Annotated in this window: 16 protein-coding genes; 12 read left to right on the top strand and 4 right to left on the bottom strand. The window is 64.0% G+C overall.

Going from position 1 to position 14,445, the window contains the following annotated elements; translation table 11 throughout:
* Positions 1 to 227: 227 nt before the first annotated feature.
* The 4 genes from ccoG to ccoS are packed head-to-tail and all read left to right on the top strand — an operon-like array spanning position 228 to position 4,625.
* Positions 228 to 1,778, top strand: a complete 1,551-nt coding sequence (ccoG, locus tag CS1BSM3_RS04535) for a cytochrome c oxidase accessory protein CcoG (RefSeq protein WP_072385808.1) — start codon at positions 228 to 230, stop codon at positions 1,776 to 1,778.
* Entirely contained in the window at positions 1,775 to 2,278 is a 504-nt protein-coding gene (locus CS1BSM3_RS04530; RefSeq protein WP_083528251.1) for a FixH family protein, read from the top strand. The genes ccoG and CS1BSM3_RS04530 overlap by 4 nt, the downstream gene beginning before the upstream one ends.
* On the top strand, positions 2,263 to 4,473 hold the full coding sequence (locus CS1BSM3_RS04525; RefSeq protein ID WP_072385806.1) for a heavy metal translocating P-type ATPase: 2,211 nt from the start codon (positions 2,263 to 2,265) through the stop codon (positions 4,471 to 4,473). Before CS1BSM3_RS04530 ends, CS1BSM3_RS04525 begins: the two co-directional genes overlap by 16 nt.
* Positions 4,470 to 4,625, top strand: a complete 156-nt coding sequence (gene ccoS / locus CS1BSM3_RS04520) for a cbb3-type cytochrome oxidase assembly protein CcoS (protein ID WP_072385805.1) — start codon at positions 4,470 to 4,472, stop codon at positions 4,623 to 4,625. Before CS1BSM3_RS04525 ends, ccoS begins: the two co-directional genes overlap by 4 nt.
* Here the strand turns inward: ccoS and CS1BSM3_RS04515 are convergent.
* Positions 4,622 to 5,776, bottom strand: coding sequence for a M20 family metallopeptidase (locus CS1BSM3_RS04515; RefSeq protein WP_072385804.1), 1,155 nt, complete (start codon positions 5,774 to 5,776; stop codon positions 4,622 to 4,624). The genes ccoS and CS1BSM3_RS04515 overlap by 4 nt on opposite strands.
* Before the next feature lie 215 nt (positions 5,777 to 5,991).
* Here CS1BSM3_RS04515 and CS1BSM3_RS04510 point away from each other — a divergent pair, with 215 nt between their 5' ends.
* A complete protein-coding gene (locus CS1BSM3_RS04510) occupies positions 5,992 to 6,243 on the top strand; it encodes a DUF2798 domain-containing protein (protein ID WP_072385803.1) in 252 nt (83 codons plus the stop codon).
* Here CS1BSM3_RS04510 and obgE read toward each other — a convergent pair.
* Positions 6,203 to 7,270: a GTPase ObgE gene (gene obgE / locus CS1BSM3_RS04505; protein WP_072385802.1), complete on the bottom strand. Its 1,068-nt coding sequence runs from the start codon at positions 7,268 to 7,270 to the stop codon at positions 6,203 to 6,205. The genes CS1BSM3_RS04510 and obgE overlap by 41 nt on opposite strands.
* A 263-nt stretch (positions 7,271 to 7,533) precedes the next feature.
* Here obgE and CS1BSM3_RS04500 point away from each other — a divergent pair, with 263 nt between their 5' ends.
* The 4 genes from CS1BSM3_RS04500 to CS1BSM3_RS04485 all read left to right on the top strand — a co-directional run bounded on the left by CS1BSM3_RS04500 (position 7,534) and on the right by CS1BSM3_RS04485 (position 10,556).
* Positions 7,534 to 8,619 carry a tartrate dehydrogenase gene (locus CS1BSM3_RS04500; protein WP_072385801.1) on the top strand — a complete coding sequence of 362 codons (1,086 nt, stop codon included), beginning with the start codon at positions 7,534 to 7,536 and terminating at the stop codon, positions 8,617 to 8,619.
* A gap of 209 nt (positions 8,620 to 8,828) precedes the next feature.
* Positions 8,829 to 9,044, top strand: coding sequence for a hypothetical protein (locus tag CS1BSM3_RS04495; protein ID WP_072385800.1), 216 nt, complete (start codon positions 8,829 to 8,831; stop codon positions 9,042 to 9,044).
* 145 nt (positions 9,045 to 9,189) lie between these two features.
* Entirely contained in the window at positions 9,190 to 9,498 is a 309-nt protein-coding gene (locus tag CS1BSM3_RS04490) for a hypothetical protein (protein WP_072385799.1), read from the top strand.
* A gap of 74 nt (positions 9,499 to 9,572) precedes the next feature.
* On the top strand, positions 9,573 to 10,556 hold the full coding sequence (locus CS1BSM3_RS04485) for a glycerophosphodiester phosphodiesterase family protein (RefSeq protein WP_143149075.1): 984 nt from the start codon (positions 9,573 to 9,575) through the stop codon (positions 10,554 to 10,556).
* Between the two features lie 339 nt (positions 10,557 to 10,895).
* On the opposite strand, the gene CS1BSM3_RS04480 is transcribed toward CS1BSM3_RS04485, so the two are convergent.
* Both CS1BSM3_RS04480 and rpsD read right to left on the bottom strand, forming a co-directional pair.
* Positions 10,896 to 11,105, bottom strand: a complete 210-nt coding sequence (locus CS1BSM3_RS04480) for a cold-shock protein (protein WP_072385797.1) — start codon at positions 11,103 to 11,105, stop codon at positions 10,896 to 10,898.
* 854 nt (positions 11,106 to 11,959) lie between these two features.
* On the bottom strand, positions 11,960 to 12,577 hold the full coding sequence (rpsD, locus tag CS1BSM3_RS04475) for a 30S ribosomal protein S4 (RefSeq protein WP_072385796.1): 618 nt from the start codon (positions 12,575 to 12,577) through the stop codon (positions 11,960 to 11,962).
* 547 nt (positions 12,578 to 13,124) lie between these two features.
* Here rpsD and CS1BSM3_RS27865 point away from each other — a divergent pair.
* From CS1BSM3_RS27865 to CS1BSM3_RS27860, 3 genes are read left to right on the top strand one after another with little or no spacing between them, the layout of a single operon-like run.
* Positions 13,125 to 13,541 carry a hypothetical protein gene (locus CS1BSM3_RS27865; RefSeq protein WP_174263624.1) on the top strand — a complete coding sequence of 139 codons (417 nt, stop codon included), beginning with the start codon at positions 13,125 to 13,127 and terminating at the stop codon, positions 13,539 to 13,541.
* Complete coding sequence (locus CS1BSM3_RS04470) at positions 13,516 to 13,974, top strand: helix-turn-helix domain-containing protein (protein ID WP_143149073.1); 459 nt, start codon at positions 13,516 to 13,518, stop codon at positions 13,972 to 13,974. Before CS1BSM3_RS27865 ends, CS1BSM3_RS04470 begins: the two co-directional genes overlap by 26 nt.
* Positions 13,961 to 14,419, top strand: a complete 459-nt coding sequence (locus tag CS1BSM3_RS27860) for a DUF6941 family protein (protein WP_143149072.1) — start codon at positions 13,961 to 13,963, stop codon at positions 14,417 to 14,419. The genes CS1BSM3_RS04470 and CS1BSM3_RS27860 overlap by 14 nt, the downstream gene beginning before the upstream one ends.
* Positions 14,420 to 14,445: the final 26 nt, after the last annotated feature.

Here is a 14,445-nt window from a genome sequence, read left to right as displayed (position 1 = left end):
CAGGAGCCGGGCACCATGTGTGGCTGCGGGTGCGAGCTGGGATTGGTGCTGGCGGCGTGTCGTGCCGCTGAGGTGCACCGCGGCCCCTCGCCATCCGCGCTGACTGGAGTGCCGAGCCAGCCCCAAACTGTTTTCGAGCGGCTGATCGCGGCATGGCTCGCCTGCCTCTTCGATGAGAAGGCCATGCAGCGCTCGCCCCTGGAGAACCTGAGCCGCGGGAGCGGAAGGTGACGACGGTCCTCGATCGGCGGAATGATTCGGCAGCACGGCCGAAGACTGCGCGTGCAGCGGCAACCGATGTGGAGGCGCACGACGTCGCGGCCGTGAACCGTGCCGCCGATCGCCAGCTCTATGCCTCGCGCCAGAAGATCTATCCGCGGCTTGCGCACGGCCGCTTCCGCACGGTGAAGTGGATCGTGATGGCCGTCGCATTCGCGATCTACTACGGCCTGCCGTGGCTGCGCTGGGATCGCGGGCCCGATCTTCCCGATCAGGCCGTGCTCCTCGACATGGCGCACAACCGCTTCTTTTTCTTCTTCCTCGAGATCTGGCCTCAGGAGTTCTACTTCGTCACGGGCCTTCTCGTGCTGGCGGCGCTCGTGCTCTTTCTCGTGACCTCGGTCGCGGGACGCGTGTGGTGCGGCTATGCCTGTCCGCAGACTGTGTGGACGGACCTCATGGTCGCCGTCGAGCGCCTCTGGCAGGGCGATCGCAGTGCGCGCATCCGCCTCGACAAGGAGCCGTGGGGCGTTCGCAAAGTCTTCCTGAAGACCATGACGCATGTCTCGTGGCTGCTCATCGGTCTGCTGACCGGCGGCGCCCTGGTCTTCTACTTCCGCGATGCGCCGACGCTCGCGGCCGAACTCGCGACCGGCGCCGCGCCCGCTATCGCCTATCTCTTTCTCGGCATCTTCGCGGCGACCACGTACCTGCTCGGCGGCATCGCGCGCGAGCAGGTCTGCATCTACATGTGCCCCTGGCCGCGCATCCAGGGCGCGATGACCGATGCGCACACACTCCTCGTCAGCTACCGCGCCGAGCGTGGCGAGCCGCGCGGCCCCGTGCGCAAGGGACCGGACGGGCTCGTCGACTGGTCGGCGCGCGGCGACTGCATCGACTGCAAGGCGTGCGTCGTCGTTTGCCCCATGGGCATCGACATCCGGGATGGTTCGCAGCTCGAATGCATCCAGTGTGCGCTCTGCATCGATGCCTGCAACGAGATCATGGACAAGATCAAGCGCCCGCGCAGCCTGATCGCCTACGACACCATCGCCAAGCAGGAGGCGAGTGCGCGCGGCATTACGCACGAGCCCATCCAGCTTCTGCGCCCGCGCACGCTTCTCTATTTCGCCATGATCTCGCTCGTCGGCGTCATCATGCTGGTCGCGCTCTGGAATCGCACGACGCTCGAGCTCAACATCCAGCACGACCGCAATCCGCCCTTCGTGCGCCTCTCCGAAGGCGGCATCCGCAATGCCTACACTGTGAAGATCCTCAACAAGCTGCACGAGCCGCGCACGTTCGCGCTGACACTGCGCGATCTTCCCGGTGCCGCGCTGTCGATGGTGGGGGCGAATGCCGGTGAGGCCATGCAGGTGACCGTGCCGACGAATACATTGCGCGAGCTGCGCGTCTTCGTGACCGTGCCGCGCGAGGGACTTCCCAAGCTGCGCGACGCCTCGACGAACTTTGCCTTCGAGGTGCGCGATACGAACTCGGGACAGATGACGCGCCGCGGGACGCTGTTCCAGGCGCCGCCACAAGGAGAACGGCCATGAATACAGTCCGGCCAGAGAGAGTGGATGGCCTCAAGGGACGCCACGTGCTGATGGTGTTCATCGGTTTCTTCCTCGTCGTGTTCGCTGTCAATGGCGTGTTCCTGTACTCCGCCATCTCGACCTACACCGGCATCGTCGCCGTCGAGCCCTATCGCAAAGGGCTCAACTACAACGATCGCATTGCCGCGGATGAGGCGCAGAAGGCCCAGGGCTGGCACGAGGCGCTCGAAGTGACGCGCAGCGGACAGGTGACGCTGCGCCTGACGAACCGTCTCGGCGCGCCTGTCGAAGGGCTCAGCATCTCGGGCACATTCGGGCGCCCGTCCACCGCACAGCACGATGTGAAGCTCACGCTCGACGAGGTGCGTCCCGGCACCTATGCCGCGCATATTGCCTCTCCCGAGGCCGGTGCCTGGATCGTCGCGCTCGAGGCGCGACCGGTCGCGGCGCCCAATGAGATCACCTATCAGCTACGGAAGCGGCTATGGCTGAAACCCTGAGCGTCACGACACTCCGCGACGTGCCGGACGATGCGGCGCAGAACCCGCGCGCGTTGACGCTGGTCGTCGAAGGCATGCATTGCGGCAACTGCATGCGCAAGGTCGAGCGTACGCTGCAGGCCGTGCCGGGTGTCGTCGCGGCGCGCGTGAACCTGTCGAACGGGCGCGCGCACGTCACGGCCGCACCAGCCGGCGCGGACCTCGATGCGCTTGTCGAGGCGCTGCGCGGCGTCGGCTTCAAGGCCTACGAGCTGGTCGAAGGCACGACGCCGGCGCACGCTACGCACGATGCCGAGTACCTGCGTCGTCTCGGTGTCGCGGGCTTTGCCGCATCGAACATCATGCTCATGTCGGTCGCCGTCTGGGCCGGCATTGCGAGCGACATGGACGCGTCCCTGAAGACGCTCTTCCACTGGCTCTCGGCCATGGTAGCCATCCCCGCCGTTGCCTATGCCGGTCAGCCCTTCTTCCGCTCGGCGGCGCGTGCGCTTCGGGCGCGGCAGCTCAACATGGATGTGCCGATCTCGCTCGGCGTGCTGCTCGCGACGGGTATGAGCCTCTACCAGACGACGCGCGGCAGCGATCAAGTCTATTTCGATGCGGCCGTGACACTGCTCTTCTTCCTGCTGATCGGCCGCTACCTCGATATTGCCATGCGCTCGCGGGCATCGAGCGCGGCGCAGAACCTGCTCGGCCTGCGCGCCACATCCGCGACGGTCGTCCTCCCCGATGGCACCACGCAGCGCCTGCCGACGCGCGATGTCGTGCCGGGGATGCGCATCCTCGTCGCTGCAGGCGAGCGCATTCCGGTCGATGCGCGGATCAATCGCGGCATTGCCGAGGTGGACGAGAGCCTCATCACCGGTGAGAGCCGCCCGCGCCGCGTCGCGCCCGGCGATCTTGTCTATTCCGGCACGATCAGCGTGACAGGCACGCTCGAGACGGAGGCCATTGCGCGCGAGGAGAACACGCTCCTCGCCGACATCTCGCGTCTCATGGGCGCCGCCGAGCAGGCGCGCGGGCGCTATGTCCGCCTCGCCGATCGCGCATCGCGCCTCTATGCGCCGGCCGTGCATTTGCTCGGGCTTGGCACGTTTATCGGTTGGATGCTGCTTGGCTATGGTTGGGAGCCGGCGCTCACGGCTGCGGTGGCCGTGCTCATCATCACCTGTCCGTGCGCGCTCGCGCTTGCGGTGCCGGCCGTGCAGGTCGTGGCCAGCGGACGCCTCTTCCGCAATGGCATCATCCTGAAGGCTGCGGACGGTCTAGAGCGCATGGCCGAGATCGACACGATCGTGCTCGACAAGACGGGCACGCTCACGCTCGGCGAGCCGAGACTGATCGACAGCACCGCGATCGACGACCGCGCCCTCGAGCGCGCAGCGAGCATCGCGGCATCGAGCCGGCATCCTTATTCGCGCGCGATCGTGGCTGCTGCAAAGGCCCGCGGCATACCTGTGGTTGCTGAAGGCGGCGTCGAGGAGATAGCCGGCGCGGGGCTCGCCCATGTCGACGCGAGTGGCGAGACGCGGCTCGGTTCGGCACAATTCTGCGAGATCGCGGACACGTCTCCTGAGAGCGGTTCGACCATCTGGCTTCGCACGTCCGATGGCCGCGCAACGGCCTTCCATTTCACGGATCCCTTGCGCGCCGACGCAGCCGAAGTCGTTGGACGGCTTCGCGATGCCGGCTTCCACATGGAGATCCTCTCCGGCGACGGGCGTGCGGCTGTGGCCGAAGCCGCGCAGGCCGTCGGCATTGCGAACTGGCAGGCAGGGCTCAAGCCCGCCGACAAGATTGTGCGGATCGATCAGCTCAAGGCCGAGGGCCGCAAGGTACTCATGGTCGGCGATGGTCTCAATGATGCGCCGGCGCTCGCCGCGGGACATGCCTCGCTCTCGCCGGCCTCCGCCGCCGACATCAGCCAGACGGCGGCCGATGCGGTCTTCCAGGGCGAGCGTCTCGCGCCGATCATCGAAGCGCTTCTCGTGGCCCACGGCGCCCGCCGCCGCGCGCTCGAGAATTTTGGCATTGCGATCGGCTACAACTTCATCTTCGTGCCGCTCGCCGTGATCGGGCTTGCGACGCCGCTGATCGCCGCGATCGCGATGTCGGCTTCTTCGATTGCGGTGACGGCCAACGCGCTGCGCCTCTCGCGCCAGCGTCTTGGCAACGGTTTGGGGAGGATGTCATGACGGCACTCGCCTGGACGATCCCGATTGCGCTCTTTCTTGGCGGCCTCGGCCTCGCGGGCTTCCTGTGGTCGCTCAAGAGCGGGCAGTACGACGATCTCGACGGTGCCTCCTGGCGCGCCCTCGACGATGACCCGCCCGAGCCGCGGCGTTAGGACTTCGCGCCGAACGAGGCATCCAGCGTCTCGAAGAGCCGCACGAGCAGCTTCGTGCGTGGCACGAGGCACGACACGAGCAGATATTCCTGATGCGTGTGCGGGCCGTCGCCGAGCACGCCCAGACCATCGAGCGTCGGCACGCCGAGCGCGCCCGTGAAATTCCCGTCGCTGCCGCCGCCTGCCACGCGCTCGCCCTTCACCGGGTAGCCGATTTCCTCGGCGAGCTTCGCGGCGTGATCATAGAGCCGCTGAATGGCCGGCGACTTCACGAACGACGGCCGATACAAGCCTGGCGTCACTTCCAGCTTCACATCAGGATCGTGGCTCTTGAGCGCGAGCAGCTTCGCACGCACTTCGGCCTCGTGCTCAGGCAGGGGTACGAGACAGTAGATGATCGCCTCCGCATGGAGCGGCACCATGTTCTCGTGCGTGCCACCGTGCACGATGCCGACGTTGAGCGTGACGTTGCGCGCATAGTCGGTCATGTCCTCAATGGTGAGGATCTGGCGCGCCATCTCGCGGATCGCGCTGCGTCCCTTTGAATGGTACGCGCCCGCGTGCGCGGGAATGCCCGTCGTCTTGAGGTGATAGCGCGCAATGCCGTGTCGCGCGATCGTGATGCGGCCGAAATCGCCGGACGGCTCCACGACAAGCACGATCGCGTGCTTCTTCGCTTCCGCCTCGGCCTCGATGTAGGGCCGCGAGAACGGGCTGCCGATCTCCTCGTCGGGGATCATCATGACGGTGACGGGCAGATGCGGGCGCTTTCCCGTGGCGTGCAGATGCGCGAGCGCGGAGAAGGCGATCGCGTTGCCGCCCTTCATGTCGTAGATGCCGGGGCCGTACGCGCGATCGCCCTCGACGCGCATGGGCAGCGGCTCCGCGAGCGTGCCGACGGGATGCACTGTGTCCATGTGGCCGAGCAGCAGAATGCCCGGCCCGTTCGCCGCGCCGGGTACACGTCCGATCAGAATGTCGCCAATGCTGTTCTCACCGGGAATGCGCTCGATGCTGGCGCCGATCGCGCGCAGCAGGCTCTCCGCATGCTCGGAGACGCGATTGACCCCTTCCGCATCCTGCGTCGGGCTCTCGATCGCGACCCAGGCATTGACAGCAGCGAGCAGAGCTTCGGGCGTGAGATCTCGCATGGGGAGAGGGGCTTTCGGCTGGATGGCAGGAATGATCTCACAGCATAACTTTTCGCGATGCGTCGCCAATCAGCTCCATTACATATGGGCATTCCGTCGCAGGAGGGCCGTTGCGCTGCAGAATGCGGCGAGATGCCGATTTTTCGACCTCGACCCTCGGATCGAATTCGGCTTTGTGAGTAGACGAGGTCTGCAACGGTCGCGCGGTCGAGCTGATGGCACCCCTGCTTCCATACCGGTACGCGCCCTATGCCTACGGCATTCTGCAGGCGGCAATTACGACGGCCGTGGCGACGGCTATCGCGATCTATCCGCTGGCACATTCGGCCATGGAATTCGTCGAGCGGTGGATGATCGCGTGGGGTATTGCGTGGCTGACGATGCTGCCGGTGGTGCTCGTCGCCGCGCCCTTCATCCAGCGCGCCGTCATGCGCCTCTTCGAAGCGGATCGTAAGGCGGATCGCTGACGCCGGCAGCTTCGCGCTCGGCAGCCTTCTCGTCGGCGCGGCCGCGTTCGACCTCGCGGGCAAGCGCGAACAGCGCCTCCTTCATGCCCTGGCCGGAGATGGCCGAAATGAGGAGCGGCTTCTTGCGCGCGGCGCGCTGGAGCTCGGCCGCCTTCTCCGCAATGACGTCCTCGGTCAGCGCGTCGCATTTCGTCAGCGCAACCAGCTCCTTCTTGCGCGCGAGCCCGCCACCATAGGCCTTCAGCTCGGCGCGCACCGTCTTGTAGGAAGCGGCCACATCCTCGCTCGTCGCATCGACGAGGTGGAGCAGCGCGCGGCATCGCTCGACGTGCCCGAGAAAGCGCGTGCCGAGCCCGGCGCCTTCATGCGCGCCCTCGATCAGCCCCGGAATGTCCGCGAGCACGAAATCGACATCGCCCGCGCGCACGACGCCGAGGTTCGGATGCAGCGTCGTGAAGGGATAGTCGGCGATCTTCGGCTTCGCCCGCGAGACCGCCGCGAGGAACGTCGACTTCCCCGCATTGGGCAGGCCGACGAGGCCCGCATCGGCGATGAGCTTCAACCGCAGCCAGAGCGTCAGCTCCTCGCCCGGCTGACCCGGATTGGCATGGCGCGGAGACTGGTTCGTCGAGGACTTGAAATAGGCATTGCCGAAGCCGCCATTGCCGCCACGCGCGATGAGCGCCCGCTGGCCGGGCTCGGTCATGTCCGCGAGCAGCGTCTCGCCATCCTCGGCGAGGATTTCCGTTCCCGGCGGCACCTTGATGACGCAGTCGTCACCGCTCGGGCCGGTGCGGTTGCGCCCCATGCCCGGAATGCCGTTCTTCGCCTTGAAGTGCTGCTGATAGCGGAAGTCGATCAGCGTGTTCAGGTTCTCGACGCACTCGACCCAGACATCGCCGCCCTTGCCGCCGTCGCCGCCATCCGGTCCGCCGTACTCGATGAACTTCTCGCGCCGGAAGCTCACGCACCCGGCTCCGCCGTTCCCGGAATTCACGTAGATCTTGGCTTGGTCGAGGAACTTCATGGGTCGAGCTTTCGGGAATAGGGCGGGCAGCGGCCCATTTGCGGGCTTTGGTACTCTTTGCAGGCCCCAAAGTCGATGGCGCCACCTGCCTCATGTAGGGATTCCAGCATCCGCTTCCAGGGCACATACCGAACGAGGTAACCATTCGGGCCGGCGGGACGAATACCTGATCCGCCAGGGCACAGAGCGGTTTAGATTGAGCTGGGAAGGTGCTAAGCCTGCCGCCGCTTACGAATTCTCATCGACGAGGGAGAAGAAACGCCATGGCCAAGGAACCCGGCAAAAAGCCGAACGCCTACAAGATCGCCGTCATTCCCGGCGACGGCATCGGCAACGAGGTGGTGCCGGAGGGCATCAAGGTGCTCGAGGCCGTGGCCCGCAAGTTCGACATCGCCTTCGAGTGGGACAACTTCGACTGGTCCTGCGAGGTCTTCAAGAAGACCGGCCGTATGATGCCCGAGGACGGCCTCGATCGCATCCGCAACCATGATGCCATCTACCTCGGCGCGGTCGGTTTTCCGGGCGTGCCCGATCACGTCTCGCTCTGGGGCCTGCTGATCCCGATCCGGCGCGAGTTTCAGCAGTACATCAACCTGCGCCCCGTGCGCCTCTTCGAGGGCCTGAAGTGCCCGCTCGCGGACAGGAAGCCGGGCGACATCGACTACTTCATTGTGCGCGAGAACAACGAGGGCGAGTATTCGTCGGTCGGCGGGCGCATGTACGAGGGCAGCGACTACGAGATGGCTGTCCAGCAGGCGATCTTCACCAAGCGCGGCTGTGACCGCGTCATGCGCTATGCCTTCGACCTCGCCGCGACGCGCCCGCGCAACCACGTCACGAGCGCCACGAAGTCCAACGGCATCTCGATTTCCATGCCCTACTGGGACGAGCGTTTCGCCGCGATCGCGAAGGAATACCCGAAGGCCAAGACCGACCAGTACCACATCGACATCCTGACCGCGCATCTCGTGCGCAACCCACACTGGTTCGACGTCATCGTCGGCTCGAACCTCTTCGGTGACATCCTCTCGGACCTCGGCCCCGCCACGACCGGCACGATCGCCATCGCGCCCGGCGGCAACATCAACCCCGAGAAGGACTACCCCTCCATGTTCGAGCCTGTGCACGGCTCGGCGCCGGACATCGCGGGGCAAGGCATTTCGAACCCCATTGGCCAGATCTGGTCGGGCGCCATGATGCTCGAGCATCTCGGCCACGAGGACGCCGCCGATGCCATCGTCGGGGCCATCGAGAAGCTGCTTAAGGACACGGACGTCCGCACGCGTGACATGGGCGGCAAGGCCATGTGCACGGAGCTCGGTGACGCCATTGTCGAGCTGCTGAAGTAGCTAGGGGATGGCGAGCGCCTGACAACGCTCGCCTATCTCCTGGCGCTTGCTGCTTGTGCTCTTGTTTGAGCGGCCTCTCGCTTTTCTGAGGGGCGCGCGGGCTTAACCAGGTTGCAGGCTACTGTGGCCTGGAGGCCTTTTCTTCGCGCTTGGCACGCCCATGTTATTGGGGGCTGACAGTTCAGCTATCCGATGGGAGGAGCGTCGACGTGCAAGACAGCGCGCCAACTCAAAAGCTTAGCGAGGCGGAAGCCTCGAACTCATCCAAAAGCGTCACGGATCACATTCTGGATTTCGGGGGGCAGGCCCTCCAAGAGGTGGGGGCCGAGGTTGTTGCGCAGGTGCTCCAGAACGCCGTCGTAGAGGCGCCGAAGAAGGCCATAGAGGCCGTCTGTGTCGTCGCCGATGGGCTCAGCTCCCTCTGACGCGTGTTTCGCGTGGCCGAACGGGCACGCCCGCCCTGCATTTCGGGGGAGGATTTACCACCCGCGATTGCCGCTGTTGCCTTTCGGGGAAAGAATGGCGCTCATGTGGCGTTAGGCTCGTGAGCGATGTTTCCGGGAGGCCACCATGGCAGTTTGCAGTTCCGCACTGTTCCGCGGCTGGCTCGCCGCGATCCTCGCTGTGCCATTCCTCCTGCTGCTCGCCCTGACGAGCCTCTCGACGTCTGCGGATGCCCAGGTCATCGGCACCGATCCGCGCAACCGGAATTGCCAGACCATCCTGACCTGCAACTACTCGCGCGGCGGACAATTCCGTGGCTGCCTCTCATCCTACACCTGCCGCGTCTGCCGCGCGCAGCCCGTTCGCTGCACCGCCTCTGATCTCGCGACCGGTCGCACGCGCTGCACCGAGCTCATCTGCTCCTGGGGCGGCTGAGCTTCGCCGCTTCGGAGCCCTAAAAGCGTCCATCTCGCACGCGAAGAAGCCCGCCGGTTTGCGGAGGGCACATCATGAAGCGCGCGCTGCTGGTTGTGGCGATCCTCGTCGGCGCAATCTACATCTGGAATGCCTCATGGCTCGCGCCTGCACCGGCCTCGACCGAGCTGCGCCCTGTTGCGCATCGCGGCATCCACCAGACCTTCCATCGTGAAGGCCTCACAGGCGAAACCTGCACCGCTTCGCGCATTCACCCGCCGACACACGCTTTCATCGAGAATACGCTGCCTGCCATGCGGGCCGCATTTGACGCTGGCGCCGAGATCGTCGAGCTGGATGTTCACCCGACGACCGATGGCAAGCTCGCCGTCTTCCATGACTGGACGCTCGACTGCCGCACCGAAGGCAAGGGCCGCACGCGCGACCACGACATGGCGTATTTGAAGTCGCTCGACGTCGGCTACGGTTATACGGCGGACGGCGGCAAGACGTTTCCTCTGCGCGGCAAGGGCGTCGGCCTTATGCCAACGCTCGACGAGGTGCTTGCCGCTTTCCCGGACAGGCAGTTCATCGTCAACTTCAAGTCCAACGAGGCGCGCGAAGGCGACATGATCGCCGCGCTGCTGCGCGAGAATCCCGCTTGGCGCAAGGCCGTCTGGGGCGCTTACGGCGGCGATCCGCCGACGCTCGTTGCGAAGGCGCATCTGCCGGAGCTCAACATCTGGACGCGCGGCGGCCTCAAGGCCTGCCTCATGCAGTACGTGGCGCTCGGCTGGTCGGGCTATGTGCCGGCGCCCTGTCGCACTACGCAAGTCATGGTGCCGATCAACATCGCGCCCTGGCTCTGGGGCTGGCCCAGCCGCTTCCAGCAGCGCATGGCGGACGCGGGCAGCCAGATCATCCTGCTCGGGCCGTACGGTGCCGGCGATCCCGGCACATCGGGCATCGACGATGCAGCGACCCTGGCCAAGGTGCCGCCTGGCTTCAGCGGCCTTATCTGGACGAACCACATCGAGAGCATCGGCCCTCTGGCGCGCGGGGCGGTTGCCACGAAGTAGTCTTCAAAAGCGGATGGGTCCGGGAGGGTGTCCCTTCCGATGGAGTGCGAGGGTCATGCCAGAGGCATGGCCGCGCTCGCGCCGCAGGCACGAGCAGGGCTGCCGCCCTGTAACCCGCATCGTGCCGAAGGCGCGTGTCTCCGACACGACGGACACCCCCGCACCCCCGTCCTTTTGGACTTGGAGCAAACGGCTAGGGTGCTGCGTGGAGCCCGCTCCCTGAGCGCGCGACCGCGCGCCGGCCGAAAGGCCGAGCAAAAAAAGCAAAAAAGCGCGGAGCCGAAGCTGCCGCGCCTTCAGATCTCGTCGATGCCGCAGGAATGGGCCTGCGACCGGAGCTTATGCCGTCTGGATGTTCGAGACGGCCATCTTGCCCGAGCGGCGATCCTTCTCGGTGTCGAAGGAGACCTTCTGGCCCTCGGAGAGGGTGCGCAGACCAGCGCGCTCGAGCGCCGAAATATGCACGAACACGTCGGCGCCGCCATTGTCTGGCGCGATGAAACCATAGCCCTTCTGCTCGTTGAAGAACTTCACGGTACCAGCTTGCATGGCGATTTTCCTTTTAACAGAGCCATGACCAATCATATGCCGCGCGCGCCATCTGCGCACGTGGCACACTCGTCGAATTTTGGAGGGGTTCTGTGAACGCGCGCTCGATGCCATCGTAGCGCAACGGCCCGGTCGTCCGGCCAAAGTCGATAGTGCTACGTAGGCTCGTTGGGAGGCGTTTGCAAGTGCTGCCGCGTCACATATGCGGGAGCGCTCGCTTTCTTGTGAGATCGATGTGACGGCCACAAATGGTCGCTGTCCCCTTGGCGGCCGCCGGCATGGCACTTACCGCAGGGTTCCGAAAGCCCCTTCCCGGCAGCCCGCGGCAAGGGCCAATGACCGCTGTCGCTCCGACCGCCGCGGGCATGGCACTCACCGTAGGGTTGCGAAGCACCTCTTCCCAGCAGCCCGCGGCAAGGACCAATGACCGCCGTCGCTCTGGCCGCCGCGGGCATAGCACTCACCGTAGGGTTGCGAAGCACCCCTTCCCGGCAGCCCGCGGCAAGGGCCAATGACCGTTGTCGCTCCGGCCGCCGCGGGCATAGTACTTACCGTAGGGTTGCGAAGCACCTCTTCCCAGCAGCCCGCGGCAAGGGCCAATGACCGCCGTCGCTCCGGCCGCCGCGGGCATGGCACTAACGGTAGGGTTGCGAAGCACCCCTTCCCGGCAGCCCGCGGCACTAAAACAAAAGCGCGGAGCCGAAGCTGCCGCGCCTTTCAGTTTCTTAGCGCAGCCTACCGGCCGGCGCGCAGTCGCGCGCTCAGGAAGTGCGCCGCTATCGCTGTGGCCGCCGCCGGCATGCCGCCACGGAAGAGGGCGAAGCACCTCTTCCCAGCAGCCGGCGGCATGTAAGTTACCGAGAATAAAACTCGACTACCAGGTTAGGCTCCATGTGCACCGGATAGGGCACATCGGCCAGCGCCGGCACGCGCGCGAGGCGGGCCGTGTACTTGTTGTGGTCGGCCTCGATGTAGTCCGGCACGTCGCGCTCGGCGCTCTTGACGCCCTCGAGCACGAGCGGGAGCTGGCGCGACTTCTCACGCACCTCGATGGTGTCGCCGATTTTGACGCGGTAGCTCGGGATGGTCACGCGGCGGCCGTTCACCGTCACGTGGCCGTGGCTCACGAACTGGCGGGCGGCGAACACGGTCGGCACGAACTTGGCGCGGTAGACGACGGCGTCGAGGCGGCGCTCGAGGAGGCCGATGAGGTGCTCGGAGGTCGAGCCCTTGAGGCGCGTGGCTTCCACGTACAGGCGGTGGAACTGCCGCTCGGTGATCGAGCCGTAGTAGCCCTTGAGCTTCTGCTTGGCCTTGAGCTGCTGGCCGAAGTCGGAGAGCTTGCCGGCGCGGCGCTCGCCGTGCTGGCCGGGGCGCGAGTTGCGCTTGTTGAGGGGGCTCTTGGACCGGCCCCAGACGTTCTCCTGGAGGCGGCGGTCGATCTTGTGCTTGGCGCGAATGCGCTTAGTCATTGGTTTTGTTCCGTCTTTTGCTATTCACGGGATCTCGGGCTTTCTCCTCTGCGGGTAGACCCGCCGACAGATGTGCATCTGGTGCACATCGCGAAAGCCAAAGCGCACGAGGCCCCAAAGGGCCCCGCGACGTGCGCGCTGTGTACAGGAGGCAGGGGGGGAGGTCAAGGTGGTGGGCGAGGAAAAAGCCCAATCTACCAGCTCGGTGGTGCGCTCTTCCAGCGGATGAACTTATTTGCGTCTATGCGAGCTTGGTCGCGACATTGCGTAGCAAACGTGCCGAGGTTTAAAATGGCCGCTTGGCAGGGCTCGATCAAGTTTGTTGTTATTTCCCATCGCATTATCCTGCCGCCTTACAATCGGCAGCAGTCTGATTCCCCCAGCACGGCCTACCATTAGCCATTCAGGCAGATGTAAGTTGACTTTTAACGCAACTTTCCTACCTTTACTCCAGGCAACCGCGAACAAGCGGCTCATAGAGCGTGGACTGGTCTGCGGCTCCGATCCTGTACGAGGTCTATACCTCACTCAGGAAGTCATCGATTTATTGGATGGGAACACCAGACACAATCCACCGTTCCCGTCAGGCTATGCGATTGCAACAACCGAAGCCTACATGAGAGGCCATTTGGTTTTTGTATCTCTCACCGCTGAAACCATGACGGAGTGTGTAGTCGATTTGGAGCGGCTAGAAAACGTGGACGAAGTTTGGGTGCTGTGCTTTCGCAAGCCAAAACCAGGGTGGCGAGTATTCGGACGCTTTACTGAAAAGAACTGTTTTGTTGGATTCACTGCGCGCCATCGTGGCGAACTGGGATCGATAAAAAAGTATACAAAGGTTGCGGAAACAGTGCCGCAACTTTGGAATAACACCTTCGGAAACGAGCGACCTCACACAGGCGAAACAGTAGCTGAGTATCTAGACGGAGTGGTGCGCGATGTCACGATCTACCCCATCGCTTAATAAGGCGGCAATGCGTGAATATAATAGGGCGATGTTCCGCTCTATGTTTGTCAGCCTATTCTGGGCCATTGTCAGCGATTTGAAAGATCGCGATAGGTTCAGGATGAAAATGCTTGCTGACGCCGTCGGAAAGGACAAATCAATCGTTTCTCGTTGGTTCAGCGGTCATTATCCAAACTGGGAGCTAAATACGATAGCGGACATATCGAGTGCCCTAGGCATTTCGCTGGAGATCAAGGCGACGCATAAGGAAACGGGAGCGGTATACACCCCGGCGGGGAAAATAAACGTCGCGGCGGTTGAACGGCCGATCGCCACGGCTCTGGTTGCTGGTCGGCCGCGCGATAACGACGACGACTATGTAAAGGTCGATGAGGTGAAGCCTGCCCCACGTCAGTCAATTACAAAGGCGTTCATGTATGAAGCCGCCTGATGCCACTGCCACGCAGCAATTCTTCGGATCTACCATCTTTTGCGATGATATTCGAAGCGAGCTGGGCAAGAAATTTAGCCTAATTGGCGTGTATCAGCATAAAATACTGGTGCACGCCCCATTTCCCGTAGCCCTCCCTAAGCTTGGGCTTTGGATAACCTATCAGGAGGACCCTCGGGAGCCAATTTCTGCCATGTCATTACGCATCTATATTCCCGGTGATCCAGACGATCGGGCGTCAATATCTGCCGATATAGAAAAGCCAAAAGAAGATCCGGTGCCTTTAAATGCAGCACCAGACGTAAAGCGCATCTTGACCTTTCACTTCACCATCTCTCCATTCCCGATCAATCAGGCCGGCAAGATAAAGGTTAGAATTGTAAAGAACGGGGAGGAAAGAAAGCTCGGCACAATCGAAGTAGTCGGTGGGACGTCCACTGCTTAGGATGCGGATTGTGCCTTACGTCCGCA

This window comes from Hyphomicrobium sp. CS1BSMeth3, from assembly GCF_900117415.1.
Lineage (GTDB): Bacteria > Pseudomonadota > Alphaproteobacteria > Rhizobiales > Hyphomicrobiaceae.
This window is presented reverse-complemented; position numbering and strand designations above follow the sequence as displayed.

What these genes read in the sequence shown, in the direction of transcription:
- rpsD (WP_072385796.1), bottom strand. Translation starts at nt 12,577, where the DNA reads ATGACTAAGCGCATTCGCGCCAAGCACAAGATCGACCGCCGCCTCCAG.
- obgE (WP_072385802.1), bottom strand. Translation starts at nt 7,270, where the DNA reads ATGAAGTTCCTCGACCAAGCCAAGATCTACGTGAATTCCGGGAACGGC.
- CS1BSM3_RS04525 (WP_072385806.1), top strand. Translation starts at nt 2,263, where the DNA reads ATGGCTGAAACCCTGAGCGTCACGACACTCCGCGACGTGCCGGACGAT.
- CS1BSM3_RS04485 (WP_143149075.1), top strand. Translation starts at nt 9,573, where the DNA reads ATGAAGCGCGCGCTGCTGGTTGTGGCGATCCTCGTCGGCGCAATCTAC.
- CS1BSM3_RS04515 (WP_072385804.1), bottom strand. Translation starts at nt 5,776, where the DNA reads ATGCGAGATCTCACGCCCGAAGCTCTGCTCGCTGCTGTCAATGCCTGG.
- ccoS (WP_072385805.1), top strand. Translation starts at nt 4,470, where the DNA reads ATGACGGCACTCGCCTGGACGATCCCGATTGCGCTCTTTCTTGGCGGC.
- CS1BSM3_RS04530 (WP_083528251.1), top strand. Translation starts at nt 1,775, where the DNA reads ATGAATACAGTCCGGCCAGAGAGAGTGGATGGCCTCAAGGGACGCCAC.
- CS1BSM3_RS04510 (WP_072385803.1), top strand. Translation starts at nt 5,992, where the DNA reads ATGGCACCCCTGCTTCCATACCGGTACGCGCCCTATGCCTACGGCATT.
- CS1BSM3_RS04500 (WP_072385801.1), top strand. Translation starts at nt 7,534, where the DNA reads ATGGCCAAGGAACCCGGCAAAAAGCCGAACGCCTACAAGATCGCCGTC.
- CS1BSM3_RS04490 (WP_072385799.1), top strand. Translation starts at nt 9,190, where the DNA reads ATGGCAGTTTGCAGTTCCGCACTGTTCCGCGGCTGGCTCGCCGCGATC.
- CS1BSM3_RS04480 (WP_072385797.1), bottom strand. Translation starts at nt 11,105, where the DNA reads ATGCAAGCTGGTACCGTGAAGTTCTTCAACGAGCAGAAGGGCTATGGT.
- CS1BSM3_RS27860 (WP_143149072.1), top strand. Translation starts at nt 13,961, where the DNA reads ATGAAGCCGCCTGATGCCACTGCCACGCAGCAATTCTTCGGATCTACC.
- CS1BSM3_RS04470 (WP_143149073.1), top strand. Translation starts at nt 13,516, where the DNA reads ATGTCACGATCTACCCCATCGCTTAATAAGGCGGCAATGCGTGAATAT.